The sequence below is a fragment of the Rhodococcus sp. KRD197 genome, assembly GCF_017168235.1.
In the GTDB taxonomy this organism is placed as follows: Bacteria; Actinomycetota; Actinomycetes; order Mycobacteriales; family Mycobacteriaceae; genus Rhodococcoides.
The window spans coordinates 12,738-38,972 of the sequence record NZ_JABFAO010000006.1 but is presented as its reverse complement, the minus strand read 5'-3'; the positions used below and the strand labels follow the sequence as shown (position 1 = coordinate 38,972).

Here is a 26,235-nt window from a genome sequence, read left to right as displayed (position 1 = left end):
AGCCGGCGACTGCAAGTCCCGTCAGAGCTTGGTCATCGGCACGCCGCCGATAAGCATCATCTTCACGCGACCCGACGTACCGAAATCCACGAGCACCATCGCCGAAGTACCTGAGCCGGTGGACTCGAGCACCGTCCCGAGGCCGTATTTGTCGTGGTTGACACGGTCGCCCACAGCCAGCACCAGGGTGTTGTTGCGTGCGCGCGCCGAACCGAAACTGGGCGTCGACTGACCGCGACGGTCGCCGAAGCCACCACCCCCGCCGAAACCGCCACCACCGAAGCCTCCCCCGCCGAATCCGGCACCGGCCCTATGGTGGCCACCGCCGATCGAGCGTCCACCGACGCCGGGATCCTCACGCTTCCAGTTGATCAATGATTGTGGAATCTCCTGCAGGAAGCGGGATTCGGGGTTGTTGATGGGCTGCCCCCACGCGGACCGCATGATCGCTCGGGTGACATACAGGCGGTGGCGTGCACGCGTGATGCCGACGTAGGCGAGTCTGCGCTCCTCGGACAGCTCGTGCGGATCGCCGAGCGCACGCATGTGCGGGAACTGCCCATCCTCCCAACCGGTCACGAAGACCACCGGGAATTCGAGCCCCTTGGCCGTGTGCAAGGTCATCAGGGTCACGACGCCAGTGCCTGAGTCGGGGATCTGATCGGTGTCGGCGACGAGCGAGACCCGCTCCAGGAATGCCGCGAGCGAACCAGGTTCGGGGGTGCCCTCGGCGGGGTCCGCCTCCCCGTCATCGAGCAGACCGTCATCGATGGCGCCGTTCTCGGCTTCCAACTCGGCCTCGACGGCGGCCAGATTTCTCGCCTCGGACGTGAACTCGCGGGCGACGCTGACGAGCTCGTTCAGGTTGTCCAGGCGTGCACCGTCCTGTGGGTCACTGCTGGCTTCGAGCTCGGCGCGGTATCCAGTGCGGTCGAGGACAGCTTCGACGACATCGCCGATATCGGTGATGTCGTTGCCGTCGTCGTCGGTGGAGTTGAGGATGCTGCGGAGTTCGTCGAGCAGCTCGAGAAACTGACCGATCAGCTTCTGGGCCCGCGAGTTGAGCAGCGCCACCTTGCCGTCCGCGGCGTCGCGCAGCGCTCTGGAGAAGCTGATGTCGCGCTGTTCGGCATGCACCGCGACACACGCCTCCGCGCGGTCGCCGATACCGCGCCGCGGGGTGTTCAGGATGCGTCGCATGCTGACGGTGTCGTCCTCGTTGGACAGCACCCGCAGATACGCGACCATGTCGCGCACCTCTTTGCGCTCGTAGAAGCGCACCCCGCCTACAACCTTGTACGGGAGGCCGAGCCTGATGAAGATCTCCTCGAGTGCACGGGAGGAGTTGTTGGTGCGGTAGAAGACCGCCACCTCGTCGTACCGCACGTCGTGGTTGTCGACGAGACGGTCGATCTCCGAGGCGACGAACGAGGCTTCGTCGTGCTCGTTGTCCGCGACGTACCCCACGATGAGTTCGCCCTCGCCGGAATCGGTCCACAGTCGCTTGTCGCGTCTGCCGGTGTTTCTGGAGATGACGGAGTTGGCCGCCGAGAGGATGTTCTGCGTCGAACGGTAGTTCTGCTCGAGCAGAATGGTGCGGGCGTCGGGGTAGTCGCGCTCGAATTCCTCGATGTTGCGGATGGTCGCGCCGCGGAACGCGTAGATGGACTGATCGGCGTCACCGACCACGCACAGCTCACCCGGTGCGACGGTCCCCTCCAGAGCGCCGTCGGAATCGGCTGTTCCGACCAGCTCGCGAACCAGCATGTACTGCGCGTGGTTCGTGTCCTGGTACTCGTCGACCAGCACGTGCCGGAACCGCCGACGGTAGTACTCGGCCACCTGTGGGAACGCCTGCAGCAGCCCGACCGTCTCGCCGATCAGGTCGTCGAAGTCCATCGCGTTGGCGCCGCGCAGGCGCTGCTGATAGATGCCGTAGACGCGTGCGATGAGCTTGGGCAGCTCCACGGTCTCCTTCTCTGCATCGGACGCTGCATCCTGGGGTCCGACGAGTTCGTTCTTGAGGTTCGAGATGTGTGTCGCCAACAACCGCGCCGTGAACTTCTTGGTGTCGATCTGCAGATCCTTGGAGATCATCGTCAACAGCCGACGTGAATCGTCTGCGTCGTAGATCGAGAAGTTCGAGTTGAGCCCCGGCAGCAGTGTCGCCTGACTACGCAGAATGCGCACGCAGCTCGAGTGGAACGTCGAGACCCACATGCTGTTGGCGCGCGGGCCGACCAGGCCGACCACGCGCTCGCGCATCTCGGCGGCCGCCTTGTTGGTGAAGGTGATGGCGAGAATCTGGCCGGGCGTCACTCCTCGAGCGGCCAGCAGATACGCGATGCGACGCGTCAGAACCGCCGTCTTGCCCGACCCCGCGCCCGCCACGATGAGCAGCGGCGATCCGGTGTGCACAACAGCCTCACGCTGCTGCGGGTTGAGACCCTCCAGCAGCGCGTCGGCATCGGACTTTCCAGGCGTGGGTACAGCAGTGAGGTTCATGTTCATCGCTTGTTCAGGTTACCGGCGCGCACTGACACCGATGCACCAGAAGCGAACGCTCGCGGCCGATGTTGTGCTCCTCGACCGACTTTCCAGGAGGTGATCCGGGTGGCACACTGGATCAGTGATCGAAAAAGCCGTGTGCCGACGCCGCCTGTATCCAGGCGATCAGCACCCCGACACCCCTTCGACCGAGGAAGGCGGGAACGTCGACAGCTGATCTTGAACCCCGTCGTTCTGCGCGAAACCCGCAAACAGGATAAGAATGTGACCGAGTGCACACTCTCACATCCGGTCGGGAAGCGTTCGACGAATACACGCCGGACGTAACGGTGCCGGAGACGGCAACGATCCACACTGTGACACTAGGAGAGAAAATGGCATCCACGACCAAGATCGAGTCCGACAGCGCGTTGCCCTCGTCCGAGGCAGAAATCGATGAACTCCGTCAGGAGATCGACCGTCTGGACGCCGAGATTCTCGCCGCCATCCAGCGTCGCACCGAGATCTCCCAGCTCATCGGCCGCACCCGCATGGCTTCGGGCGGGCCACGCATGGTTCACAGTCGTGAGATGAAGGTTCTCGACCGCTTCAGCAGCCTCGGCCAGGAGGGCCACACCCTCGCCATGTTGCTCCTCCGTCTGGGTCGCGGACGGCTCGGACGCTAGAAGACGAACCTGGTTGTGCGTGTCCGTGACACGCACAACCAAAGCTCGTCAGGTCAGGGCTCGTCAGGTCAGGGCGATGTACTTGGTTTCGAGATACTCGTCGATTCCTTCCGTCCCACCTTCACGACCGAACCCGGAGGCCTTCACGCCGCCGAACGGTGCCGCCGCGTCCGAGACAACTCCGCGGTTCACCCCCACGATCCCGCTGTTCAGCGCATCCGCCACCCGTAGCGCCCGGTCGAGGCCCTTCGTGTAGATGTACGAGGCCAGCCCGAACTCGGTGTCGTTGGCGGCGTCGATGCCCTCCTCTTCGGTGTCGAACCCGACGATCGGGGCGACGGGACCGAACACTTCTTCTTTCAAGATCCGTGCGTTCGAGGGCACATCCGTCAGCACCGTGGCCGGATAGAAGTAGCCGTCGCCCCCGGCCGGCCTCCCGCCGAGCGCCACCTTCGCGCCGGCCTGCACGGCGTCGTCGACCAGTTCTTGGACCGTATCCAACTGATCCGCGTTGATCAGTGGTCCGAGCTTGGTATCGGGATCGATTCCGGGTCCGAGCTTCATCTCCTGCATTCTCGCGACGAGCTTGCTGGTGAACTCCTCCTTGACGCTGTTGGCGACATGGAAGCGGTTCGCGGCCGTGCATGCCTCGCCGCCGTTGCGCATCTTCGCGAGCATGGCGCCGTCGACTGCTGCGTCGATATCGGCGTCGTCGAACACGATGAACGGCGCATTACCCCCGAGCTCCATCGAGGTGCGGAGCAGTCCACCAGCGGACTGCTCGATGAGCTTGCGGCCCACACCGGTGGATCCAGTGAAGGTGAGCTTGCGCAACCGGGGATCCTCCAGGATCGGCGCGCTGACCGCACTCGACTTGGATGTGGTCAGCACCGAGAGCACGCCCTCCGGCAGGCCGACCTCCGAGAGAAGCTGCGCCAGGAAGAGCATGGTCAACGGCGTTTCGCTCGCAGGCTTGACGATGATGGTGCAGCCGGCCGCGAGAGCCGGTCCGATCTTTCGCGTTCCCATCGCCAGCGGGAAGTTCCAGGGGGTGATCGCCAGCACGGGCCCGACGGGCACTTTGCCGACCAGGATTCTTCCGTTGCCTGCAGGCGCCGGGGTGTAGCGGCCCTCGATGCGGACCGCTTCCTCGGCGAACCAACGGAAGAATTCTGCGCCGTACTTGACTTCGGCCTTCGACTCGGCGAGAGCCTTGCCCATCTCGGCCGTCATCAGGGCTGCGATGTCCTCGGCGCGTTCGGTGATCTTTTCGAACGCGGCACGAAGGATTTCGCTGCGCTCCCGGGCGGGGGTCCTCGCCCATGATTTCTGCGCACCGGCGGCGGCGTCCATCGCCTTCTTCGCATCCCCCGGGCTCGCGTCGGCGACCTGCGCTATCGGCTTACCTGTGGCCGGATCGTTGACCGCAAAGGTGGCGCCGTTCTCGGCGTCGACTGCGTGGCCGCCGATCCACAATTTCGCTGGAATCGATTCGATGAGTGCGTTGAGCTCCATGCCTCTCAGTGTGCCCCTGCGCCCGATCCGCCAAACGGTTAGACGCGCACGAGCGCGGTGCGCACATTAGGGTTGATCATCATGAGCGGTGACATCACGGGCAGCGAAGCCTGGCAGCAGCTGAAAGCACATCACACCACGATGAGCGAGCGCAGTCTTCGCGATCTCTTCGCCGAGGATTCCGACCGCGGAAGCAGCTTCACCCTCGCAGCCGGCGACCTGCACATCGACTACAGCAAGCACATCGTCGACAGCGAGACGGTGGCGCTGCTGATCGACCTCGCACGCGCCGCCGACGTCGAAGGCCGACGCGACGCCATGTTCTCCGGTGAGCACATCAACACCTCCGAGGACCGTGCTGTTCTGCACACCGCCCTGCGACTGCCTGCCGATGCGACACTCGAAGTCGACGGTCAGAACATCGTCGGCGACGTACACGAAGTCCTCACTCGCATGGGCGAATTCACCGACCGCGTCCGTTCCGGTGATTGGCTGGGAGCGACCGGTGAGAAGATTCGTACCGTCGTCAACATCGGTATCGGCGGCAGCGATCTCGGCCCGGTCATGGTCTACAAGGCCCTGCGCCACTACGCCTCGGCCGATATGGAAGCGCGGTTCGTCTCCAACGTCGATCCGGCCGATCTGGTTGCCGCGCTCGACGGCCTGGTCCCGGAAACCACACTCTTCGTCATCGCCTCGAAGACGTTCAGCACACTCGAGACACTGACCAACGCCACCGCGGCCCGACGCTGGCTGGTCGACGCCCTGGGCGAGGATGCCGTCGCCAAGCATTTCGTCGCCGTGTCCACCAACGCCGAACGGGTCTCAGATTTCGGCATCGACACCGCCAACATGTTCGGGTTCTGGGACTGGGTCGGCGGACGCTACTCGGTGGACTCCGCGATCGGCCTGGCCGTCATGGCGGTGATCGGCAAGGAGGCGTTCGGAGAATTCCTCGGCGGGTTCCATTCCATCGACGAGCACTTCCGCACGACGCCGCTCGAGGAGAACGCACCGGTGCTGCTCGGGATGATCGGGCTCTGGTACAACAACTTCTTCGGCGCGGAAACTCGTGCGGTACTGCCCTACTCGAACGATCTGTCGCGATTCCCGGCGTACCTGCAGCAGCTCACCATGGAATCGAACGGCAAGTCCGTCAAGGCCGACGGATCCCCGGTCACCACCTCGACCGGCGAAATCTTCTGGGGCGAACCCGGCACCAACGGTCAGCACGCCTTCTACCAATTGCTGCACCAGGGAACACGTCTCGTCCCCGCCGACTTCATCGGTTTCGCCGAACCCACCGACGATCTCCCCACCCGCGACGGCACCGGCAGCATGCACGACCTGCTGATGAGCAACTACTTCGCACAGACCCAGGTCCTCGCATTCGGCAAGACCGCGCAGGAAATCGCCGCAGAGGGCACCCCCGCCGACGTCGTCCCGCACAAGGTCATGCCGGGCAACCGTCCGTCGACCTCCATCCTCGCGCCGAAGCTGACACCCTCGGTTGTCGGCCAGCTCATCGCGCTGTACGAGCACCAGGTGTTCGTCGAGGGCGCCATCTGGGGTGTCGACCCGTTCGACCAGTGGGGCGTCGAACTCGGAAAGACCCAGGCGCTCACGCTCACCCCGGTGCTCACCGATATCGAAGCACCCGCCGCACAGAGCGATTCGTCCACGGACGCACTCGTGCGCTGGTACCGCGACCAGCGCGGGCGCGCAAAGTAGCCGAGCCGCCCGCGACGCGTCCGGATGCGGTCCGGACGCGATTTAACCTCCTATTGTTCGCCCCAAGGGCTCCAAGGCGCACAACAGGAGGTTGAATTCGCGGGCGTAGGGATCCGCAGAGACTCCCGGTGCGTCGAATCGGGTATGGACATCGACGGTTTGTTCTTCCGCGCCGAAGCGTTGACGCTCGGTTTCACCGACAGTTCGTTACGGCGCGCTCGACTCTCCGGTGAATTGATCGCTGTCCGACCGGGCGCGTACGTGACTGCTCGCTACTTCCATTCGCTGGACTCGCCGCAGCAACACCTGTTGTTGGCCCGCGCCATGTCCGACGGCACCGTGCTCAGCCACGTATCCGCAGCCATCGCTTGGGGCATGGACGTGTGGGGACTGCCGCTGGCACGAGTGCACCTCACCACCGGCCGACCCATCACGACCAGGACCACTCGTCGACGAACGGTTCACGGCACCAGGCTGGCGCCCGCGGATTTCACCACGCATGACGGTCTGACATTGACCACGCCTGCGAGGACCGTGGTCGATATCGCCCGCACCGCTACCCACACGCAGGCGGTGTGCACGGGCGACTCGGCCTTGCGACGCGGGCTGGTCACCGCGAAAGCCCTGTCCGAAGCGGTGGCCGCTGCCAAGTATCGAACAGGTACACCCGGAGCGGTTCGAGCCGTCGAGGCGATGACGAACCGTAGTGACAGCGTCGGCGAATCCCGCAGCCGATTGATACTGCAGGATCAGAACTTGCCGGTACCGTTGCTCAACCAATCCGTGTTCGACGCCGACGGAACGTTTCTGGGTCGGGTGGACTTCCTGTTCGCAGAACTCGGTGTCATCGGAGAGTTCGACGGCTCCGGAAAGTACGGCGAGAGTGGAGCGGCCGTCCGCAAGAACCTCGTGGCCGAAAAGTATCGCGAGGATCGGTTACGTGATGCGGGATGGATCGTCGTTCGATGGGGGTGGGCCGATCTCGCCGATCCATCAGCTCTGCAGGACCGCGTGCGACGCGCGCTGGCCCGTGGAGCGCGTGCCCCGCAGCCGGACGGGTTCTTCCGGGGCGATCCACTTCCCCAGGGCACGCCGCACCGTTCGCGGATTTAACCTCCTGTTGTGCGCTGGCACGCCCGAATACGCACAATAGGAGGTTAAATCCGCAGCCCGGGGCAGCCGGGGAGCAGCCCGGGGAGCAGCCCGGGGGCAGCCAAGGACGCAACCTGGGACTCCGCCACACCGAAGAGGGATCCGATCGGCCCTCCGGTACGTCCAAGGAAGTATGGACTTCGAACTGCCCAGTATGTTCTCTCGGTCGGAAGCGTTGGCGTCCGGTTTCACCGACGATGACCTGCGGCGGGCGCGGGCGGATGGCGAGTTGTACACAGTCAGGCGGGGGTACTTCGTTCGCACCGAGGTGTACCGGACGCTCGATTCGGGTGCTCGTCACCTCGTGCTCGCGCGGGCGATTCATGCCGAGTCGAGCAGAAGTGTCGTCTTCAGCCATGTCTCCGCCGCGGTTCTGCACGGTATGCAACTGTGGGAGCTTCCGTTGGACAAGGCCACGTTCACAGTCGCGCGCACCTACGCGGGTAAACGGGGTAGGCAACGCATTCTGCGGGTGGCACCGATTCCGCCAACGGAGCTGATGGAGGTGGCCGGTTTGCCGGTGACCACTCCGGCTCGGACGGTGGTGGATCTGGCCAGGTCGCTGCCCATGGTGCCGGCGGTGTGCCTCGGCGACTGCGCGCTCCGCCTCGGTCTCACCCATCGGGACGAGCTCGGCGAATTGCTGTCCGGAGCCAGGACGCGAACGGGCATCGCGAAAGCTCGGCGGGCGGTGGGGCTCATGTCCGATGGAAGTGACAGCGCCGGTGAGTCGCGGAGCCGTCTGCACCTGCATGCTCTGCCGTTGCCGCCGCCGCTCGTCGGGCAGTGGGTGTACGACGACGATGGCGTACTCATCGGCCGCGCGTCGTTCCTCTACCCCGACCACGGGGTGATCGGTGAGTTCGAGGGCGGCGGTGAGTTCGGCGCCGAACCGGTGTTGCCGAACCTCGATGATCGACGACGCCACAATCGCATGCAGGAGCTCGACTGGACAGTCGTGCGGTGGAACTGGCGGGACTTGTCCTCGCCGCGTGCGTTGACCGATCGAATCGCCCGAGCTTTCCTGCTCGCTTCCGCCAAGCGCGCTCCGGCGGGGACGTTCAGCGCGGCTCGCGGTTAGGTTCGGGCCAGCACCGCCGCTGTGTCCACGCCGGTCGGTAGGGTCCCGAAGGCTCCGCCCCAATCCTCGCCGAGCCTGCTCGCGCAGAAGGCGTCGGCGACGGCCGGGTCCCCGTGCCGCACGAGCAGCGAACCCTGCAGCACGAGCGCCATCAGTTCGACGACGCGTCGGGCGCGGTATTCGATGTCGGAGCGGTCGGCGAGCTCTTTGCCCAACCGGGACACGGCGTCGTCGAGTCGTGAATCGGCGCCGGCGGCATGCCCGACCTCGGTGAAGTACGCCTCGACACTGTCCGGTTGCTTCACCAGCGCGCGCAGCGAGTCGAGCGCGGCGACGTTGCCGGAGCCTTCCCAGATCGACATCAGGGGCGACTCACGGTAGAGGCGCGGCATGCCGGATTCCTCGGCATATCCGTTGCCGCCCAGGCATTCGAGAGCCTCGGCCGCGTGCGACGGCGCGCGTTTGCACACCCAGTACTTGGTCACGGCCAACGCAATGCGCCGCAGCTCGGTCTCCTGAGCGTCGCCTCGAGCGGCCTTGTCGGTGGCGCCCGCCAGCCGCATCATGACCGTCGTTGCGGCCTCCGATTCGATGATCAAGTCCGAGAGCACGTTCCGCATCAGCGGTTGATCGACCAGGGTTGCGCCGAACGCCGACCGGTGCCTCGCATGATGGACAGCGCGCACGGTTGCGTTCCTGATCCCGGCGGCGGATCCGATGACGCAGTCGAGGCGTGTCATGTTGACCATCTCGATGATCGTCGGGACGCCGCGTCCCTCCTCGCCGACGAGCCATCCTGTCGCGCCCTGGTATTCGAGCTCACCGGATGCATTGGACTTGTTGCCCAGCTTGTCCTTGAGGCGCTGCAGCACAATGAGATTGCGGGTGCCGTCAGGTAGCACGCGGGGCAGCAGGAAGCAGGAGAGGCCGCCGGGCGCCTGCGCCAACGTGAGGAACATATCGGACATCGGCGCGGAGGTGAACCACTTGTGCCCGACGATGGAGTAGCTGCCGTCGGCGGAGGGAGTGGCTGTCGTCGTGTTCGCCCGCACGTCCGAGCCACCCTGCTTCTCGGTCATCGACATCCCTGCGATGAGCCCGCGTTTGCTGCTCGGTACACGCAGACCGAAATCGTACTGGGTCGAGGCCAACAGAGGTTCGTACATCTGCGCCAGTGCCGAGTTGTGGCGCAGCGCAGGTACCGCCGCGTACGTCATCGAGATCGGGCACATGTGGCCCGCCTCGACCTGACCCCAGGCGTAGAACTTCGCGGCGCGGGCGACGTGCTCGCCCGGGCGATCGGACTGCCAGGGGGTCGCGTGCAGGCCGTTCTCGACGGCGACGGACATCAGGTCGTGCCAGTGTGGGTGGAACTCGACCTCGTCGATGCGGTTGCCGTATCGATCGTGAGTACGCAGAACCGGCGGGTACTCGTTGGCAAGGCGCCCCCAGTTCTGAGCCTCGACGCTACCTGCGCGGACGCCGAGCCGGCGCACATCCGCCTCGGCCCACTCCGCGCCCTCGCGCCGGAGGCCTTCCATCAACGACGCATCCTCGGAGGTGTCGTAGGGCACGAGGTCGGGCACCTGATTGGACACGATGTGGGTGGGCACAAAGCTAGCGGTCATGACGGACTCCTAACGAGCGAAGGGCGAAGGCGACGAGATCGGGAACGACGTCGGCTCCCGGGGTTCGCTCCGGACCGAGCGGGCCGACGAGGACTTCACCGACCGCCCCGACGAGGCCGGCGGCGGTGACATGGACGTTCTGTTCGGGTATATCGCCCGAGGCGATACCCGCCGAGATCGCGCCGGCGATGGCGTCGGTGAACGCGCGACGAAACACGAGCCGTTCCACGTCGACGGCCGGGTCCACGGGTTCGGCAAGCAGGGCGTAGGCCAGTGTGCGATTCTTCATGGCTCTTCCGGCGAAGGTCTCCACGATGGCGGTGACGCGTTCGACGACATCACCGAAGCTCCCGGCGTCGGCGACCGCCCGGACCTCGCGGCCGCACACCTCGCGGAAGATGACGACGACCAGGTCGGACTTGCTCGCGAAGTGTGTGTAGACGCTGCCTGCGGAGACGCCGGCGGCCGCGGCCACCGTAGCGATGGACAGGCCGCGGTAGCCGCGTTGCGAGAGCACCTCGATCGCCGAGGTGAACACTCGTTCGCGGTCGGCGTCGAGTCGCGCTTGCACTGCAGAGGTGCGGCGGTACGGCATGGCAAGAAGTGAAGCACCGATTCATTGCTTCACGCAACCCCCCTCGAGTACCGTTCAGGTATGTCGGTCAGGATCGAACGCACCGGAGCAGTAACCACCGTCGTGTTGTCACGACCCGAGTCGAGAAACGCCGTCGACGGCCCCACCGCCGCCCAACTCGTCGCGGCGTTCGAGGAATTCGACGCCGACGAGGACGCGGCGGTTGCGGTGCTGTGGGGTGAAGGCGGCACGTTCTGCTCCGGGGCCGATCTCAAAGCACTCGGCACCGAACGCTCCAACCATGCGACCGAGCACGGCGACGGCCCGATGGGTCCAACGCGAATGCGATTGTCGAAACCGGTGATCGCCGCGATTTCCGGCCACGCCGTCGCGGGTGGGCTCGAACTGGCGCTCTGGTGCGATCTGCGAATCATCGAGTCGGACAGCATGTTCGGTGTATTCTGCCGACGCTGGGGCGTCCCACTGATCGACGGTGGCACCGTTCGACTACCACGGCTGATCGGCGCCTCCCGCGCAATGGACCTGATCCTGACGGGCCGACCGGTCGAGGCCGAGGAAGCCTTGGCCATCGGCCTCGCGAACCGGGTGGTTCCGGTCGGTCGAGCACGCTCGGAGGCCGAGGCACTCGCTGCTCAGCTTGCGTTGCTCCCACAGACCTGCCTGCGCGAGGACCGATTGTCCCTCATGGAACAGGACGGCTTGGATGAGGAAGCGGCCATCACCAACGAGTTTCGCCACGGCGCGATCTCGATTGCCGCCGATGCACTCGACGGCGCACAGCGATTCGCCTCCGGCGCCGGCCGACACGGTTCGCCGGCTCCGTGAGCGGAGCAGTGGAAAACGACCGACTGTCGGTCATCGACGAGATGTTCCTGCGTACGCATCGGGGTTTCGGAGTCCCGATCGTGCTCCAGGGCATCTGGCGCAGCGACGACCTCATCGAACGCGTGGAATTGTCGGCGGTACACGCCAACCTTGCTCACGGCAGGCTCGGCCGACGCGTCGTGACACCCCGCATCCCCTGCGCACGTAGACGGTGGACCACCTCGAGCGCGGCCCTCCCGCTCGCATTGGAGGAAAGGCCGCTGACCGAAGCCGGGCTGCTCGACTGGGCCGACAGCCAGGGCGAGATCGATATCGATCCCGAGTTCGGACCAGGCTGGCGCCTTTCCGCGGCACCGGTGGACACCGGCGGAACCGTCGTATCGCTCGTGTGTTCGCACGCCCTCGCCGACGCAGGCGGGTTGATAGCCGCGGCCGGCCGGGCCTTCGAGGGCGCCGCGCCACCGCGTATTTCAGCGCGAAAGCGATCCGATCTCGGCGACGCCGTGTCGTTGACCGCCCGTGTTGCGGCGTCCTCGCTGCGCGCAACTGCCGGGCTCGCGTTCAGCCGTCGGTCGAGGCGCGAGATGAAGCACTACCTGCACGCCGCAGGCCGACCCGAACCGCACGACGTTCGCATCAGTACAGCGGTCTTCGAGATCGATGCGCACATCTCGAACCCGGAGTTCATCGCACTCGTCGCCGATATCGCCGCCGAACTCGGCGAGCCCCACCCGATCAGCGTCAACGTGCCGTTTCGTTCCAGCGCGCCGGGAGCAAACGGTATCGGCATGGCGACCATCGAAGTGTCCCAATCCGATTCACCCGCCGAGATCAAGAGCGCCTGCAAGTCCGCCTTCGCACGTCCCGCAGGCGCGCCCAGCGGATTCCCTGCCGAAATGGTGCAGCTCCTACCCGAGGCCATCGCCGCGTCGATGACACTGTCGCCAGGCACCGCCCGTGTCCTGTGCTCCAATATCGGCCCGCTCCCGAACAGCATCCGCCGCATCGGCGATCATCCGGCGTCCGCTCTGGCGACCAGAGCGATCCACCCCCACTCCGACAGGGCACGCACAGTGACCGCGCTGTCGGCGTACATCTCGAGCATGGACGGCAGGTCCACGCTCTCACTCGTCGGTACCGACGACCACCTGATCGCCTCCTCCGAGGTGCTGCGCGATTGCACGCACGCGGTGCTAGCCCGCAGGGAGCTCGGCGCTCGATCCTGGCGCTAGCGCACCGCTCACACCATGCGGTCGGTGATCTGATGGGGAAGGAATCGGAGCGCGAGGTCGATGCCCTGCCACTTCAGGCCCGGTAGCGCTGCGCGACGCGGTTCCTTCTCGATGGCGGTGATCATGGCCGTGACGCCCTCGTCGAGGTCTGCGGTGAGCGCACTGGCGTCCCCGGCCTTCGAGGACATGTCGGTTGCGATATAGCCGGGCAGCAGGGTCGTCACTACGATGTCGGTCCCGGACAGCTCCGACGCCAGGGCTTCCCCCAGCGCGGCGACGCCGGCCTTGCTGGCGGAGTAAACGGCTTTGGGGCCGGGTAGCCCGCGGTCGGCACTGATCGAAGACACGAGCACCAGGTGCCCGTAATTCTGGCCGCGGAAGATCTCGAGGGCCGCTTCGGCCTGGGACAGTGCACCGATGAAATTGGTGCGAGCGGTGGCGAGGTTGGCGTCGGCGCGGCCACTACCGATCTTCGCGCCCTTACCGAGTCCGGCGTTGACCACAACACGATCGAGACCGCCGAGTTCGTCCTTCAGCTCCCCGAACACCCGCACCACGGCGTCGTGATCGGTGACGTCGAGCGCGCCGATCGCCACGGAGATTCCCGGGTGGGCTGCCAGCAATTCCTCCCGCAACGATTCGAGCCGGTCGAGGCGCCGCGCGCACAGCGCGAGATCCTTGCCCTGCGCGGCGAACCGTCTGGCCATCTCCTCCCCCAGACCGGAACTTGCGCCGGAGATCAGAATTCTGTTTCGCGTCTTCCCCATGGCCGACAACCCTATGTCACGCTGGAGTCATGACAGATCCAGCTGCCGAGGAATTCGACGTCATCGTCATCGGCGGCGGGCCCGTCGGCGAGAATGCCGCGAGCTACGCCATCGCCGGAAGTGACCGCACCGCCGTGATCGTCGAGCACGAACTCGTCGGCGGCGAGTGTTCCTACTGGGCGTGCATGCCCAGCAAGGCGCTTCTTCGCCCGAGCGAGGTTCTCGAGACCGCGAGAAACATGCCCGGCGTGAAGGAGATCGTGGGCCAGCACGGCCTCGATGTCGACGCCGTGCTGGCGCGTCGGGAATCGTTCACGCATGCCCTCGACGATTCCTCACAGGTCGACTGGGCGAGAACGGCGGGCATCTCGGTGATCCGCGGACATGGGCGGATCAGTGGCGAGAGGACAGTCGATGTCGACGGCCGCACGTTGACGGCGCGCCATGCGGTGGTTCTCGCCACCGGAACCACCGCCTCGGTTCCGAACACGCCGGGTCTGCGCGCGGCACTTCCGTGGACGTCCCGCGACGCCACCAACATTCATGAGATTCCCGGTCGGGTGGCCGTCGTCGGTGGTGGCGTCGTCGCGTGCGAGGCAGCCAGCTGGCTGCTGGCCTTCGGCGCCGAGGTGACGATGATCGTGCGTGGCTCGCGGCTGCTCGCCGCCTCCGAGCCGTTCGCGAGCGAGCTCGTCGGCACCGCGCTGACCGAGCGCGGTGCAAGGATTCTGTTCGACGCCGACCTGCGCCAAGTCTCGCGCCCCGACGCCCGGAACACCGGATACGGCCGCATTCACGGCGGCGAGGCAGAGCTGACCGTCGGGGAACGGAAAATCACCGTCGACGAAATCCTCGTGGCGGCAGGCCGCACCCCAGCAAGCGAAAACCTGGGGCTCGGGGCGATCGGTCTCGAGGACGGCGGGTACGTCGTGACCGACGACCACCTGCAGGTGCCCGGCACCTCATGGTTGTACGCGGCGGGCGACATCAACGGCCGATCCCCACTCACCCACATGGGCAAGTACCAGGCGCGCGTCGCCGGCGATGTCATCGCCGCACGCGCGGAAAGAAAACCGTTGAGTGGCAAGCGGTTCACCGCGAGCGCCGATCACGGTCAGGTACCGCAAGTGGTCTTCACTCCGCTACAGGTCGCATCCGTCGGGCTGACCGAGAAGCAGGCGAGGGACGGTGGCCTCGACGTGGACATCCTCGCCGCGGACATCGCGGTCGCCGGGTCCTCGTTGCAGCAGGACAACTTCACCGGTCGGGCGCAGTTGGTGATCGACCGCGCTGAGGACACCGTCCTCGGCGCCACTTTCGTCGGACCCGGCGTGGACGAACTCGTGCACGCGGCGACGATCGCCGTCGTCGGCAAGGTCACGCTCGATGACCTGTGGCATGCCGTGCCGTCGTACCCCACAGTCAGCGAAGTCTGGCTTCGGTTACTGGAATCTCGACGGGCATAACGAAATCACGGATCGACCGGATGCAGCGGCCGCAGTCCCGACGCCATGGCCGCGGCGTTCTCCGCGCACAGTCGCGCCATCTCCGAGCGCACCGACACCGTCGCACTGCCGACGTGCGGCAGCAACACCGTGTTGGGCAAGCCCGCCAATCCCGGAGCCAGGACAGGCTCTCTCTCGTAGACGTCCAGTCCGGCACCGGCGATGACGCGTTCGCGTAGCGCCGTGACCAGTTCGGCTTCGTCGACGATCGGGCCGCGGGCTGTGTTGATCAGGATCGCCGAGTTCTTCATCGCCCGAAAAGTGTCTGCGTCGACGAGGTGGTACGTGGACTCGGTCAGCGGAACATGCAGCGACAGAAAGTCGCTCGTCGCCACCAGCTCGTCCCAGGACACGTGCGCGACGCGGCCGGCGAACTCGCCGAGTTCCGCGTCGTCGACCTCGCGGTCTCCCGGCGGTCGAGGGCAGAACTTGACGGTCATGCCGAATCCGAGTGCGCGCCGAGCCGTCGCACGAGCAATCCGGCCGAAACCAGCGAGACCGAGCACGCGACCCGATACGTCGGTGCCGAGCATCAACTCCGGTTCCCACCCCACGAATGCTCCCGAGCGCACAAAATGATCGGCCTCGATCGCACGCCTGGCCGTCGACAGGATGAGCAACAGAGCGATATCGGCAGTCGAATCGGTCAGCACACCAGGGGTATTGGCGACGGTGATGCCTCGGGCAGCGGCAGCCGCGACGTCGATGTTGTCGTAGCCGACGGCGTAGTTGGAAATGCCTGTGATCCGAGCGGATTCGAGCAGCTCGGCGTCGAACCGGTCACGTAACTGCGATACGACGACGGAGTACTCCCCCGATGCACATCGTTCCTTCAGTCCGGCGTGATCGACAGCAAGAACCTCCACCTCCCCCGCCGCGGCCAGAATGTCCATCCCGGGAGCAGGAATCGGCGTCGTGACCAGTATTTTCACGTGACCCACTCGAATGCGGCCGCACCCGAGCGCGCACCTTGGACCGTCTTGGACCGCATGGGCTCGCCGAGCTCTGCGAGGAGTTTCTCCGATAGTTCGACCATGCTCGCGAGCGTATCGGGCACGAACCAATCCGGGCGGGTGGCGAACAGAATGTCCTCGCTCGCGGTGTTGCCGCTGGCGCCGGGAGCGAAGGGGCACCCGCCGAGCCCACCGAGCGATCCGTCGACCATGCTCGCACCGGCAGAAATGGCGGCGAGCGTGTTGGCGACGCCGAGCCCCCAGGTGTCGTGACCGTGGAAGACGATGCGCCGCTTCGGTGTTTCGGCGGCGACCCTCGACACGAGCGCGGCCACCTGCGCGGGTACTGCCTGGCCGAGGGTGTCGGCGATGACGATGTCGGTTGCGCCCTCGGTGCGGTCGTCCTGGGCGATGGCGATGATCCGATCCGCGGGAACCGAGCCGGAGAAGGGGCAGGTGAACGAGGTCGCGATGCAGAGCTCGATCTGCCCGCCCACCGACCTCGCGATGTCGGTGGCATCGGGCATCGCGGCCAGCGAAGCCTCGGTGGTGCGGCCGATGTTGGCCTCGTTGTGGGCGTCCGAGGCCGAGAAGCAATACTGAAAGTTGCGCGCCCCCGCCGCTGCGGCTTTTTCGACGTGGCGGGGTGTGGCCACCCAGACCCAGCTGCTGGCGAGTTCGTCCTCGGTGAGTTCGGCGATGACCTCGAGCGTGTTCGCCATCGGCGGCACCTTGTCCGGCCTTGCCATGGAACCGATTTCGAGCTCGGGCACTCCGAGTGACAGCAGTTTCCTGATGATCTCGAGCTTGCGCTCGGTCCCGAGCAGTTTGCCGGTCAGCTGGAGTCCGTCACGCAGCGTCACATCACGCAACCGGGCCTGTGGTTCGTATCTGTACATCACTCGCCCCTTCCCAACAGGTCCCGCAGGACTTCCGCCGTGTGTTCACCGAGATCCGGGCCGACCGAGCGGATGGGCACCGACTGCCCGCCGATCACCGGAACCACACCGACGAAACCCACGTCCGCTGGTTCCGCTTCACCGATATCCACGGGGAACGTCTGAATCATGTTGCGCGCCTTGTACTGTTCATCGGCGACGACATCCGCCGCGGTGTAGATGGGCCCCGACGGCACTTCGGCTTTCTCGAGAATGCGCAGCGCCTCGTCGCGGCTGTGCAGCGCGGTCCAGGCCGAGATCGCGGCGTCGAGTTCCTCGCGCCTGCTCCATCGCCCGGCGTTGGAGGCCAGTTCCGGATCTCCGCCGAGATCGGGGCGGCCGATCGTCTCCATGTACCGCTGGAAGATCGCGTCGTTGTTGCCGGCGATGATGATCGAATAACCGTCGTTGCACGGGTAGGCGTTCGAGGGCGCGATCCCTTCCATGCGTCCCCCGACCCGCTCCCGTTCGACGCCGTAAGCGAGGTAATCCGGGATGAGCGACTCCATCATCGACAGGATCGACTCGTTGAGTGCGACGTCGATGGATCGTTGGGTGAGGGAAAGCGTCGACGTCGACGCCTGGCGCTGGAACAGCGCCATGACGCATCCGAATGCCGCGTACAGGCCGGCGATGGAGTCACCGATGGATACCCCGACACGCACTGGCGGCCGATCCGGGTCGCCGACGAGATTGCGGAACCCGCCGTAGGCCTCGGCCACCGCCGCAAACCCCGGCCGCTGCGACATGGGGCCGGTCTGCCCGAACGCGGAGATCCTGGTGATGATGAGATCGGGGTTCTTCTCGCTGAGCACCTCGGGCGAGAGGCCCCACTTCTCGAGCGTGCCGGGACGGAAGTTCTCGAGCACGATGTCGCATTTGGCGGCAAGTTCGACGACGTCTGCACGGCCCTGTTCGGTGCGCAGGTCCAGCACGATCGACTTCTTGTTCCGGTTGATCGTTCGATACAGCATCGAGGTGGTTCCGGAGTAGAGGCGCCAGTTGCGTAGTTCGTCGCCGGTGCCGGGCCGTTCGACCTTGATGACCTCGGCACCGAAGTCGGCGAGCATGCGTGCGGCCGTCGGCGCGGCGATGTAGTTCCCGAGTTCGAGCACTCGCACGCCGTCGAGAGGTAGTGCATTGCCGGACATGAGGGTTCCTTTCGGTGGCCACCTCACAACCTAGTTCACACCCCACTTAGGCCGAGTCAGCTTCACCGGGAGAGCAATACGGACCGAAAGCTACCCATCGGTAAGTAGCAGTTTGTACACTCGATTTCATGTCTGCCAACACCAGGGTGACCACATCGGACGGCGTCGTCCAAGGCAAGCCCGTCGGGGATCTGCTCACGTGGCGAGGAATCCCGTACGCCGCCCCACCTGTCGGTCCGCTGCGCCTGCGCGCGCCGGCTCCCGTCGAACCCTGGCAGGGGGTCCGCGACGCTACCGAGTGGGGCAACGCCTCCGTTCAACACAAGAAGGGCACGATGCTCTCGCCCGGCAAGTATCAGCCGTCGAGCGAGGACTGCCTGACCCTCAACGTGCTCGCGCCGAGCCGCCCGAGCGGGGCTCCTCGCCCGGTCATGGTGTTCATCCACGGCGGCGCCTACACCCTCGGCACCTCCGCGACGCCGCTGTACGGCGGCGGTTCGCTGGTGCGACGGTCGCTAGAGGACAGCGAGGGCATCGTCTACGTCTCCTTGAACTACCGCCTCGGCGTGCTCGGCTACCTCGACCTGTCGCAGTTCTCCACCGAGGCCAGGCAGTTCGACGCCAATCTCGGGCTGCGTGACCAGGTGGCCGCGCTCGAGTGGGTGCAGCGCAACATCGCCCAGTTCGGTGGCGATCCCGAGAACGTGACGATCTTCGGCGAATCCGCCGGCGGCAACGCCGTCACCACACTGCTGGTAACCCCCGCGGCGCAGGGCCTCTTCCACCGCGCCATTGCGGAAAGCTCTGCCCCCGGGCTCGTCGCCACCAAGGAGCGGGCCACGGAATGGGCGCGCGAGTTCGTCGGATTTCTCGGCAATGGCGACAATGCCGCGCAGGCTCTCGATTCGGCCGACGTCACCAGCCTCGGCCGCGCCGGCACCAAGCTTGCGTTCACCGTGTTGAACCGGACGCCGGGACTGCACCCCTTCGGTCCCGTCATCGACGGGGACTTCCTGCCGGAGAACCCGCTCGATGCCTGCCATGCCGGCTCTGCTCATCAAGTTCCCCTGATCATCGGCACCAACAGCCGCGAGGGCACGCTGTTCCCCAAGATTCTCGATGCCCTGCCCACCAATCCCGAGCGGATCGACAAGATGTTCTCGCTGACGGACCCGGACGCGAAAGACCGCGTGGTCGAGGCGTACCCCGGCTATCCGGGAGAGTCGGCAGCCATCGACGTCGGCGGCGACTTCACCTTCTGGAAGCCCTCACTCGAACTCGCCGAGGCGCACTCGCGTCGGGCCCCGACATTCAGCTACCGGTTCGACTTCGCACCCCGGGTGATGAAGTGGCTCGGCCTGCACGCAACCCACGGTTTCGAGCTCTTCGCGGTCTTCGGGATCAACGAGACGGCATTCGGCAAGCTCATGACCGTCCCCGGTGGACGCGCAGCGTTTGCCCACGTCACCGAGCAGGTGCAATCGAACTGGCTGCACTTCGCACGCACGGGCGCGCCGACGGACCACTGGCCGACATACGACGAAGCGACACGCTCGACGATGATCTTCGACGCGCGGACCCGGGTCCAGCGCGACCCCAGGCGCGACCGTCGTCAAGCGTGGGAGGGCTACCGCGGCTACGCAAGCCAGAAGACCGAGCCCTCCACTACCTGAGCAGACGCGACATGCGGCGGTCGGCGAGGATCTTGCCGCCCGTCTGACATGTCGCGCAGTACTGAAAGGAGCGTTCGGCGTAGGACACCTCGCGAACCGGGTCACCGCACACCGGGCAGGGCAGCCCCGTCCTGGCGTGCACGCGCATCCCCGAACGCTTCTCCCCTTTCAGGCGCGCGGCGTCTTGCCCCTCGGAACGGGAGACGGCGCCCGCGAGTACATCGCGCATCGCCCGGTAGAGGACCGCGACGGTAGCGGCATCGAGTTTGTTCGACGCCGCGAACGGCGACAACTTCGCCACATGCAGAATCTCGTCCGAGTATGCATTGCCGATGCCGGCGATGAGGGACTGATCGACCAGTGATGTCTTGAGCCGGGCGCTGGTGCCGCCGAGTATCTCCGCGAACTCCGGCTCGGTGACGGCGAGCGCGTCGGGCCCGAGCTTCGCGATGCTCGGCACCTGCTGCGGATCACGCACCACCCACACCGCGAGGCGCTTCTTGGTGCCGGCTTCGGTGAGGTCGACGGCCGGCGTGAGCCCCTCCGGCGTGAAGAAATGAATGCGGAGCGCCAGCGGGCCCTTGCCCGGTTTCGGTGGCGTGGGCGACGGCGCGTCGACCCAACGCAACCATCCTGCGCGCGAGAGATGCGTGACGAGCCACAGCTCACCGGCCTGCAGCGCCAAATGCTTGCCGAAACGCGCGGCCCCGGTGACGTCGCGGCCCTGCAGCTCGGTCAACGGCGGGTCGAAAGTCTTGAGCACGCTCAGTGCAGCGATGTCGATCCGGCCGATCACAGCGCCGACGGCGTGCTCACGCAGGAACCCCGCGAGCGCTTCGACCTCGGGTAGCTCGGGCATAAGCCCATTATGCGGCCTCTGTGCGCCGTAAACCGAGACCAACGCATAGACTCGTCGGATGGTTTCAACCCCGTACGAGGACCTGCTCCGTCACGTTCTCGACACCGGTACCGCGAAATCGGACCGTACTGGCACGGGAACGACCAGCATCTTCGGCCACCAGATGCGCTTCGACCTCGCCGACGGCTTTCCGCTGATCACCACCAAGAAGGTGCATCTCAAGTCCATCGTCTACGAGTTGCTGTGGTTTCTCCGGGGCGAATCGAACGCGAAGTGGCTGCAGGAGCGCGGCGTCAGTATCTGGGACGAGTGGGCGGCGCCCGACGGTGAACTCGGACCCGTGTACGGCGTCCAGTGGCGGTCGTGGCCGACACCCTCCGGCGAGCACATCGATCAGATCTCGCAGGTCATCGATACCATCCGCACCAACCCCGATTCCCGACGAATGATCGTCTCGTCGTGGAACGTCGGTGAGATTCCGCAGATGGCGCTGCCGCCCTGCCATGCGTTCTTCCAGTTCTACGTCGCCGACGGGAAACTGTCCTGCCAGCTGTATCAGCGCAGCGCAGACCTGTTCCTCGGGGTGCCGTTCAACATCGCGAGCTACGCACTGCTCACGCATATGGTCGCCGCGCAGACCGGTCTGGGTGTCGGAGATTTCATCTGGACCGGCGGGGATTGCCACATCTACGACAATCACCGTGAGCAGGTGAGCGAGCAGCTCAGCCGGGAACCGTATCCGTATCCCGAGTTGAAGTTGGGTCGTCGAGATTCGATCTTCGACTACGAGTTCGAGGACATCGAGATCGTCGACTACCGACACCACCCGGCGATCAAGGCCCCGGTCGCAGTATGAGCCCCACCCGCATCGCGTTGATCTGGGCGCAGGCTTCGGGCGGAGTGATCGGTGACGGCAACGCCATCCCGTGGCACGTCCCCGAGGACATGGCGCATTTCAAGAGCATCACTGCCGACCACCCGGTCATCATGGGTCGCAGGACGTGGGACTCGCTGCCGGCTAGGTTTCGGCCGCTGCCCGGTCGGTTCAACATCGTCGTGACGCGGGACCCGAATTGGCAGGCAGCGGGCGCCATCGCCGCGGCCGGTATCGAGGAGGCCCTCGAGCTGGTCGACGGTGATACTGCCTGGGTGATGGGTGGCGGTGAAATCTACCGCGCAGCAATGCCGTTGGCCACCGAGCTGCACGTGAGCGAGATCGACATCGTGGTCGACGGCGACACGCTTGCCCCGGAGATTCCCGACGGCTGGCACGCGTCGACCGGCGAGTGGCAGAGCAGCCGCAAGGACGGTACGCGCTACCGCTTCACCGTGTACGGCAAGGCTTACCAACCTAGTTGATGTACACGAACTTTCGGTAAGACTGCGCTGCGCGGACGGCCCGGTAAGTCATACTGATCACATGGACAAGAAGTCACTCACCGCCCTTGCCCGACAACAGCTCAAGCTTGCCGTGGGCGCGTCCAGTGGCCGAAGCTCACAGACCGTTTACGGGGGGCATCAACGTCACCTCCGCCAGACCGTCGTCGCGTTGGCCGAGGGCAACAGCCTGGCCGAGCACGACCTGAACGGCGAGTCGACCGTCCTCGTCATCAGCGGGCAGCTCAAGCTCATCAGTGGCGAGAAGTCCTGGAAGGGCTCCGCGGGTGACCTGCTGGTCATACCGGACGCCCGACACAGCGTCGAAGCAGTCGAGGACGTCGCGTTTCTGCTGACGGTCTCGGTCTAGCGCCGCACCACGAGCACGGGGCAGTCTGCCGTGTGGACGAGGGCGTAACTCGTCGAACCGAGCAGCATCCCTTTGAACCCGCCCCGCCCGCGGTTGCCGACGACGATCAGCGAGGCCTGCTCGGACAGCTGCGCGATGACGCGCACCGGGCGGTCCTGCGCGAGAACGCGTCGCACCTCGACATCGGGGTACTTCTCCTGCCAGCCGGCGAGGCATTCAGCGAGCACTGCCTCCTCCGCCGAGGCGATGTCCTCCCATCGATCCGGCACCGCCGGTAGCTGGGTCAGCGACACGTCCGACCACACGTGCACCGCGACGAGTGGATTGCCGCGTTGCGAAGCCTCCTCGAAGGCCGTAGCGACGGCAGGCTGATTGGCCTCGGAGCCGTCGATCCCGACGACGACGGGCCCCAGCATGGGCGGGCGACCGTCGATGCTGCGGCCTCGGACCACAGCCACCGGCGAGTTCGCATGCGCGCACAGCGCGTTGGCGACCGAACCCAGCATGCCGGAAACCGTGTCTCCCAAGCCACTCTCACCCACCACGATCATGGCGGCATTCGCTGACTCGGCGATGAGTACGTCGATGGCGTTGCCTTCGAGCGCGTCGGTGGTGACGGAAATCGGCGGTTCGGTCACCACTTCGCGGGCAAGCGTTTCGGCGGCAGCCAGGCGTGAACCGGCGATCGCTCTGGATTCTGCGATCTGATCGTCTTTCAGGTGCGTCGGCAGTTCGACGACGGTGACGATGCGCAACGGGCGAGATCGACTGGCGGCAGTCTGCGCGGCCCAGACGACGGCGCGATCGGCCGACTCCGAGCCGTCGATCCCGACGACGATGGTGTTCTCAGAAATCGTGTTGTCAGACATCGATGCTGAACTTCGTCACGTTTCGTGCCTCCGACCGTGGGTTACGCCCAGGATAGACGAGAGCGTGGCGGGCCGGGTGCCGCATGAGCAAGGCGGCTGTATCCGGAGATGAACAGTGCAAGTTCCTTCTCTCCGGTTCCGTTGAGGAAACCGGAGAGAAGGAAACTTTCCCACAGACCCCCCGGGGGATTGTGTTCGAGCGTCGTCAGGACGCTCGAAGTGTTTCGGCTTCGCGCGCACGGGCGCGTAGCCGGAGTTGCTCGGCGGCGGTGGCCTGGTTCTCGAGGTCATCGAGGAAGTCAGCCAGCACCGATCGGCTCGCTTCGCCGACGCCGAGGTCGGTGCGCTCGAAAATCCGCCACTGACGCAGCGCCGGTAGTAGGACCTCGTCGAGATGGCACCGAAGATCGTAGATTCCGTCGCGCGCGATCAGCATCGCGCTTCGCTCGAAGCCGGCGAGGCCGGTGCCGGGCATCCGGAAGTTCATGACGACCTCGGTGATGGCCTTGACGGTCCGGGCGGGAGCGATCTCGAGTGCAGCAGCTGCGATATCGCGGTAGAACGAGACGTGCCGCTCCTGGTCTGCGAGGATGCGGCCGAGCAGCGCTTCTGCAACAGGATCGGCGCATTCGACCGCGGTGTTGCGGTGGCTGGCCATCGTCGCCATGACGTCGATGGTGGCGTGGGCGATGGAGCGCAGTAGGTGATCACCCTCCATAGGGGATTCGATACCTATTGTCATGCACTGGAATCGAGCGCGGTCGAGGGCAACGGGATCCACACTTGCACTGGCCACGAGGTATTGCTGAATCGCGTCGGCGTGCAGCTCTTTCTCGGCGGTCCACTGCTCCGACCAGCCCCACCACGAGCCACGAGACGGAGTACGGATGGCATGGAGCGATCGCGCGGTGTTGTTGTGGGTGAGCAGCGTGGTGACGAGTGCGGCCTTCGCGGTTTCCGACAGTGCCGGTCGACGTTGACCCCGGTGCAGCTCCGAATCGAGAAAATCGGACGGCGCCCACGGTTGCATGGAGCTTCGGTGACGAGCGAGCAGAGACTCGATAGCGGGTTCGAGTTCATGAAGCAGAGCGAGCCTTGTCGAGCTGTTCACCGTCTCACCCCCATCGTTTGATCGTGTGCTGTTCTGAAAGGTAGGCGCCCGAGGAGAGCAACGAGAACAAACGGGAGATGTTTAGGCAATGTCGCAACCTGCCGATGGCTCTGATTGAGAGGCTTCACAATCTGATTGCGCCAAAACCTGGATAACGCGTTGATAACACCCTATGATCGAGTTCGTTAGAGGGCGTGAAACAAACTTGAAGTATTTTAAACTGGTATTTTCGCTCGGTTTTCCTCGCAGATGTACGAGGATCCGCAACAATACGCATCAGTAACTTGTTTCCTCGCCGGAGCCGAAGTTCTTACACGAAGGGCTGATCTGTGAGCGTTCACAACACCGCGAGCCTCGGAATCATGGTTGCTGGCCAGCCTGCGTCCGCTCCACTTCGCGACTTTCGCGCCGTGGCACGGTTGCTGGTGGGCCATTTCGCTGCCAACACTCCGTGTGGATCTCTACCCGGCGAGCAGCTGCACGGCGACGTCACCGAGTTCACCGTCAAGTGCATCAGCATCGCCGTCCAGATGCTGGACGAGCGTCGCGCTCCGAACGAGAGCGACCTGGCCGAGCTGCGCGCCAAGGCCAGCCAGTGGGCACGCGAGGGAGTCCCCCTCGAATCGGTGCTCACCGTCTACCACGAGGGCATCCAGATCGGCTGGAATCTCGTGTCGAAGCGGGCCGGCGCAGGCGACACCAACGACCTGATCGAAGCCGCCCGGATGTTCGTGCTGTTGTCGGAGAAGGTCTCGATCGCAGCATCGAAGAGCTACGTCGAAGAACTCCAAGCCGTGGCAAGCGAGCATCACACTGCGGCACACACTTTGGTCTCCGCGCTCCTCAGCGGACACAACGCAGTGTCGGTCGCGCGGCAATCCGGAATCGAGCTCTCGGACAGCTATCTGGTGCTGGCGCTGTCGGTGCCCTCGCACCCTGACGAGAACGACCCAGCGATTCAGAGCACTGTCGCGGCCCGCCGCAAGCTTCGTCGCGTGCAGGCCGAACTTGCGACGGTCTGCGGCCGTTCACCGCTGTCGATGCTCAGCACCGAGGGTGGCACCGTGCTCATCCCAGGCGTCCACGACGAGGAGTGGATCGAGGCGCTCGTGCACCGCCTCACCACCGCCGCCGAGGTCCCGCTGACCGTCACCGCCGAGCAGGCCGACATCGCGGACATTCCCACCACTGCGGACCAGGTCCACGAGCTACTCTCGCTGGCGCATCAGCTGCACCGCCCGGCCGGGCTCTACCGCATGGACGACCTCGTACTCGAGTATCAGCTGACGCGTCCGGGGCCTGGCCGCCGTCACCTTCGTCAGATTCTCGAGCCGCTCGACGCCTCGCCCGAGCTGTTGGAAACACTCGAAATCCACATCTCCCACGACCTCAACCGTCAGCGTTCGGCCAGGCAGCTGCACCTGCACACCAACACCGTCGACTACCGCCTCAAGCGCATCGCCCAGCTCACCGGCTTCGATCCGACGAGACCGTCGGGCATCCGGCATCTCCAGGCCGCGCTCGTGGCACGGAGGCTCGAGGCGCAGGGCGTGGCATAAGGGGATACACGGGTAGGGAATACAATCGCCGGGGCAGGCGGTTACACCTATCGACAGTGTTCGATCCATGCCCCGGGTACCAACACATCTGCCGCTGCGAGCGGCCACTTGCCGAGAGGCGCACTGGCGGACACTGTCGCTACGAGAACCGCCCACATTCTGTGTGGGCGG

The 26,235-nt window shown here is 65.4% G+C and carries 23 protein-coding genes; 12 read left to right on the top strand and 11 right to left on the bottom strand.

The genetic code is table 11. From position 1 onward, the window contains the following. Window positions 1–21: 21 nt before the first annotated feature. Window positions 22–2,511 (bottom strand): UvrD-helicase domain-containing protein, encoded by a 2,490-nt coding sequence (locus tag J1M86_RS12570; protein WP_206510133.1) that lies wholly within the window; start codon window positions 2,509–2,511, stop codon window positions 22–24. A 371-nt stretch (window positions 2,512–2,882) separates the two neighbouring features. Here J1M86_RS12570 and J1M86_RS12565 point away from each other — a divergent pair, with 371 nt between their 5' ends. Continuing rightward, entirely contained in the window at window positions 2,883–3,173 is a 291-nt protein-coding gene (locus J1M86_RS12565; protein WP_075837383.1) for a chorismate mutase, read from the top strand. Window positions 3,174–3,236: 63 nt separating this feature from the next. Here J1M86_RS12565 and J1M86_RS12560 read toward each other — a convergent pair whose 3' ends face one another. Continuing rightward, window positions 3,237–4,688, bottom strand: coding sequence for an NAD-dependent succinate-semialdehyde dehydrogenase (locus J1M86_RS12560; RefSeq protein WP_206510132.1), 1,452 nt, complete (start codon window positions 4,686–4,688; stop codon window positions 3,237–3,239). A gap of 81 nt (window positions 4,689–4,769) precedes the next feature. Here J1M86_RS12560 and pgi point away from each other — a divergent pair, with 81 nt between their 5' ends. The 3 genes from pgi (at window position 4,770) to J1M86_RS12545 (ending at window position 8,652) form a co-directional block, all read left to right on the top strand. Then, on the top strand, window positions 4,770–6,419 hold the full coding sequence (gene pgi / locus J1M86_RS12555) for a glucose-6-phosphate isomerase (protein ID WP_206510131.1): 1,650 nt from the start codon (window positions 4,770–4,772) through the stop codon (window positions 6,417–6,419). Window positions 6,420–6,563: 144 nt separating this feature from the next. Beyond that, complete coding sequence (locus J1M86_RS12550) at window positions 6,564–7,532, top strand: type IV toxin-antitoxin system AbiEi family antitoxin domain-containing protein (protein WP_206510130.1); 969 nt, start codon at window positions 6,564–6,566, stop codon at window positions 7,530–7,532. 172 nt (window positions 7,533–7,704) lie between these two features. After that, window positions 7,705–8,652, top strand: coding sequence for a type IV toxin-antitoxin system AbiEi family antitoxin domain-containing protein (locus J1M86_RS12545; RefSeq protein WP_206510129.1), 948 nt, complete (start codon window positions 7,705–7,707; stop codon window positions 8,650–8,652). Here the strand turns inward: J1M86_RS12545 and J1M86_RS12540 are convergent. Both J1M86_RS12540 and J1M86_RS12535 read right to left on the bottom strand, forming a co-directional pair. Then, a complete protein-coding gene (locus tag J1M86_RS12540; protein WP_206510128.1) occupies window positions 8,649–10,280 on the bottom strand; it encodes an acyl-CoA dehydrogenase family protein in 1,632 nt (543 codons plus the stop codon). The two genes, J1M86_RS12545 and J1M86_RS12540, sit on opposite strands and share 4 nt — an antisense overlap. After that, entirely contained in the window at window positions 10,270–10,875 is a 606-nt protein-coding gene (locus tag J1M86_RS12535) for a TetR/AcrR family transcriptional regulator (RefSeq protein WP_206510127.1), read from the bottom strand. The genes J1M86_RS12540 and J1M86_RS12535 overlap by 11 nt, the downstream gene beginning before the upstream one ends. 60 nt (window positions 10,876–10,935) lie before the next feature. Between J1M86_RS12535 and J1M86_RS12530 the strand changes: the two genes are divergently transcribed. Next, the gene (locus tag J1M86_RS12530) at window positions 10,936–11,700 is read left to right on the top strand and encodes a crotonase/enoyl-CoA hydratase family protein (protein WP_206510126.1); all 765 of its coding nucleotides are present in this window, start codon (window positions 10,936–10,938) and stop codon (window positions 11,698–11,700) included. Then, window positions 11,697–12,932: a hypothetical protein gene (locus tag J1M86_RS12525; protein WP_206510125.1), complete on the top strand. Its 1,236-nt coding sequence runs from the start codon at window positions 11,697–11,699 to the stop codon at window positions 12,930–12,932. The genes J1M86_RS12530 and J1M86_RS12525 overlap by 4 nt, the downstream gene beginning before the upstream one ends. Window positions 12,933–12,940: 8 nt before the next feature. On the opposite strand, the gene J1M86_RS12520 is transcribed toward J1M86_RS12525, so the two are convergent. Then, complete coding sequence (locus J1M86_RS12520; RefSeq protein WP_206510124.1) at window positions 12,941–13,699, bottom strand: SDR family oxidoreductase; 759 nt, start codon at window positions 13,697–13,699, stop codon at window positions 12,941–12,943. A gap of 29 nt (window positions 13,700–13,728) precedes the next feature. Between J1M86_RS12520 and J1M86_RS12515 the strand changes: the two genes are divergently transcribed. Next, window positions 13,729–15,165, top strand: a complete 1,437-nt coding sequence (locus tag J1M86_RS12515) for an NAD(P)/FAD-dependent oxidoreductase (RefSeq protein ID WP_206510123.1) — start codon at window positions 13,729–13,731, stop codon at window positions 15,163–15,165. Window positions 15,166–15,170: 5 nt separating this feature from the next. Here J1M86_RS12515 and J1M86_RS12510 read toward each other — a convergent pair whose 3' ends face one another. Genes J1M86_RS12510 through J1M86_RS12500 form a run of 3 tightly spaced genes read right to left on the bottom strand, consistent with a single transcriptional unit; the run spans window position 15,171 to window position 18,246 of the window. After that, entirely contained in the window at window positions 15,171–16,136 is a 966-nt protein-coding gene (locus J1M86_RS12510; protein WP_307786624.1) for a D-glycerate dehydrogenase, read from the bottom strand. Continuing rightward, complete coding sequence (locus tag J1M86_RS12505) at window positions 16,133–17,059, bottom strand: hydroxymethylglutaryl-CoA lyase (RefSeq protein ID WP_206510121.1); 927 nt, start codon at window positions 17,057–17,059, stop codon at window positions 16,133–16,135. Before J1M86_RS12505 ends, J1M86_RS12510 begins: the two co-directional genes overlap by 4 nt. Further along, window positions 17,056–18,246 (bottom strand): CaiB/BaiF CoA-transferase family protein, encoded by a 1,191-nt coding sequence (locus J1M86_RS12500; RefSeq protein ID WP_206510120.1) that lies wholly within the window; start codon window positions 18,244–18,246, stop codon window positions 17,056–17,058. Before J1M86_RS12500 ends, J1M86_RS12505 begins: the two co-directional genes overlap by 4 nt. Window positions 18,247–18,374: 128 nt before the next feature. Here J1M86_RS12500 and J1M86_RS12495 point away from each other — a divergent pair, with 128 nt between their 5' ends. Then, window positions 18,375–19,919 carry a carboxylesterase/lipase family protein gene (locus J1M86_RS12495; RefSeq protein WP_206510119.1) on the top strand — a complete coding sequence of 515 codons (1,545 nt, stop codon included), beginning with the start codon at window positions 18,375–18,377 and terminating at the stop codon, window positions 19,917–19,919. On the opposite strand, the gene J1M86_RS12490 is transcribed toward J1M86_RS12495, so the two are convergent. Beyond that, window positions 19,912–20,778, bottom strand: coding sequence for an Fpg/Nei family DNA glycosylase (locus J1M86_RS12490; RefSeq protein ID WP_206510118.1), 867 nt, complete (start codon window positions 20,776–20,778; stop codon window positions 19,912–19,914). The two genes, J1M86_RS12495 and J1M86_RS12490, sit on opposite strands and share 8 nt — an antisense overlap. A gap of 58 nt (window positions 20,779–20,836) precedes the next feature. Between J1M86_RS12490 and J1M86_RS12485 the strand changes: the two genes are divergently transcribed. The 3 genes from J1M86_RS12485 to J1M86_RS12475 all read left to right on the top strand — a co-directional run bounded on the left by J1M86_RS12485 (window position 20,837) and on the right by J1M86_RS12475 (window position 22,525). After that, complete coding sequence (locus tag J1M86_RS12485) at window positions 20,837–21,634, top strand: thymidylate synthase (RefSeq protein ID WP_075837302.1); 798 nt, start codon at window positions 20,837–20,839, stop codon at window positions 21,632–21,634. After that, complete coding sequence (locus tag J1M86_RS12480; protein WP_206510117.1) at window positions 21,631–22,137, top strand: dihydrofolate reductase; 507 nt, start codon at window positions 21,631–21,633, stop codon at window positions 22,135–22,137. The genes J1M86_RS12485 and J1M86_RS12480 overlap by 4 nt, the downstream gene beginning before the upstream one ends. Before the next feature lie 61 nt (window positions 22,138–22,198). Next, window positions 22,199–22,525, top strand: a complete 327-nt coding sequence (locus tag J1M86_RS12475; protein ID WP_075837304.1) for a cupin domain-containing protein — start codon at window positions 22,199–22,201, stop codon at window positions 22,523–22,525. Here the strand turns inward: J1M86_RS12475 and J1M86_RS12470 are convergent. Both J1M86_RS12470 and J1M86_RS12465 read right to left on the bottom strand, forming a co-directional pair. Then, entirely contained in the window at window positions 22,522–23,394 is an 873-nt protein-coding gene (locus tag J1M86_RS12470) for a universal stress protein (protein ID WP_206510116.1), read from the bottom strand. The genes J1M86_RS12475 and J1M86_RS12470 overlap by 4 nt on opposite strands. A 205-nt stretch (window positions 23,395–23,599) precedes the next feature. Next, complete coding sequence (locus J1M86_RS12465) at window positions 23,600–24,505, bottom strand: acyl-ACP desaturase (RefSeq protein WP_075837305.1); 906 nt, start codon at window positions 24,503–24,505, stop codon at window positions 23,600–23,602. A gap of 329 nt (window positions 24,506–24,834) precedes the next feature. On the opposite strand from J1M86_RS12465, the gene J1M86_RS12460 reads away from it, so the two are divergent. Beyond that, the gene (locus tag J1M86_RS12460) at window positions 24,835–26,064 is read left to right on the top strand and encodes a CdaR family transcriptional regulator (RefSeq protein WP_075837306.1); all 1,230 of its coding nucleotides are present in this window, start codon (window positions 24,835–24,837) and stop codon (window positions 26,062–26,064) included. Window positions 26,065–26,235 lie beyond the last annotated feature (171 nt).

Excerpts from the sequence above, each read along its gene's own strand:
- J1M86_RS12570 (WP_206510133.1), bottom strand. The coding sequence starts at position 2,511 with ATGAACATGAACCTCACTGCTGTACCCACGCCTGGAAAGTCCGATGCC.
- J1M86_RS12485 (WP_075837302.1), top strand. The coding sequence starts at position 20,837 with ATGGTTTCAACCCCGTACGAGGACCTGCTCCGTCACGTTCTCGACACC.
- J1M86_RS12535 (WP_206510127.1), bottom strand. The coding sequence starts at position 10,875 with ATGCCGTACCGCCGCACCTCTGCAGTGCAAGCGCGACTCGACGCCGAC.
- J1M86_RS12500 (WP_206510120.1), bottom strand. The coding sequence starts at position 18,246 with ATGTCCGGCAATGCACTACCTCTCGACGGCGTGCGAGTGCTCGAACTC.
- J1M86_RS12560 (WP_206510132.1), bottom strand. The coding sequence starts at position 4,688 with ATGGAGCTCAACGCACTCATCGAATCGATTCCAGCGAAATTGTGGATC.
- J1M86_RS12470 (WP_206510116.1), bottom strand. The coding sequence starts at position 23,394 with ATGTCTGACAACACGATTTCTGAGAACACCATCGTCGTCGGGATCGAC.
- J1M86_RS12565 (WP_075837383.1), top strand. The coding sequence starts at position 2,883 with ATGGCATCCACGACCAAGATCGAGTCCGACAGCGCGTTGCCCTCGTCC.
- J1M86_RS12530 (WP_206510126.1), top strand. The coding sequence starts at position 10,936 with ATGTCGGTCAGGATCGAACGCACCGGAGCAGTAACCACCGTCGTGTTG.
- J1M86_RS12545 (WP_206510129.1), top strand. The coding sequence starts at position 7,705 with ATGGACTTCGAACTGCCCAGTATGTTCTCTCGGTCGGAAGCGTTGGCG.
- J1M86_RS12540 (WP_206510128.1), bottom strand. The coding sequence starts at position 10,280 with ATGACCGCTAGCTTTGTGCCCACCCACATCGTGTCCAATCAGGTGCCC.
- J1M86_RS12520 (WP_206510124.1), bottom strand. The coding sequence starts at position 13,699 with ATGGGGAAGACGCGAAACAGAATTCTGATCTCCGGCGCAAGTTCCGGT.
- J1M86_RS12490 (WP_206510118.1), bottom strand. The coding sequence starts at position 20,778 with ATGCCCGAGCTACCCGAGGTCGAAGCGCTCGCGGGGTTCCTGCGTGAG.
- J1M86_RS12515 (WP_206510123.1), top strand. The coding sequence starts at position 13,729 with ATGACAGATCCAGCTGCCGAGGAATTCGACGTCATCGTCATCGGCGGC.
- pgi (WP_206510131.1), top strand. The coding sequence starts at position 4,770 with ATGAGCGGTGACATCACGGGCAGCGAAGCCTGGCAGCAGCTGAAAGCA.
- J1M86_RS12550 (WP_206510130.1), top strand. The coding sequence starts at position 6,564 with ATGGACATCGACGGTTTGTTCTTCCGCGCCGAAGCGTTGACGCTCGGT.
- J1M86_RS12475 (WP_075837304.1), top strand. The coding sequence starts at position 22,199 with ATGGACAAGAAGTCACTCACCGCCCTTGCCCGACAACAGCTCAAGCTT.
- J1M86_RS12480 (WP_206510117.1), top strand. The coding sequence starts at position 21,631 with ATGAGCCCCACCCGCATCGCGTTGATCTGGGCGCAGGCTTCGGGCGGA.
- J1M86_RS12495 (WP_206510119.1), top strand. The coding sequence starts at position 18,375 with ATGTCTGCCAACACCAGGGTGACCACATCGGACGGCGTCGTCCAAGGC.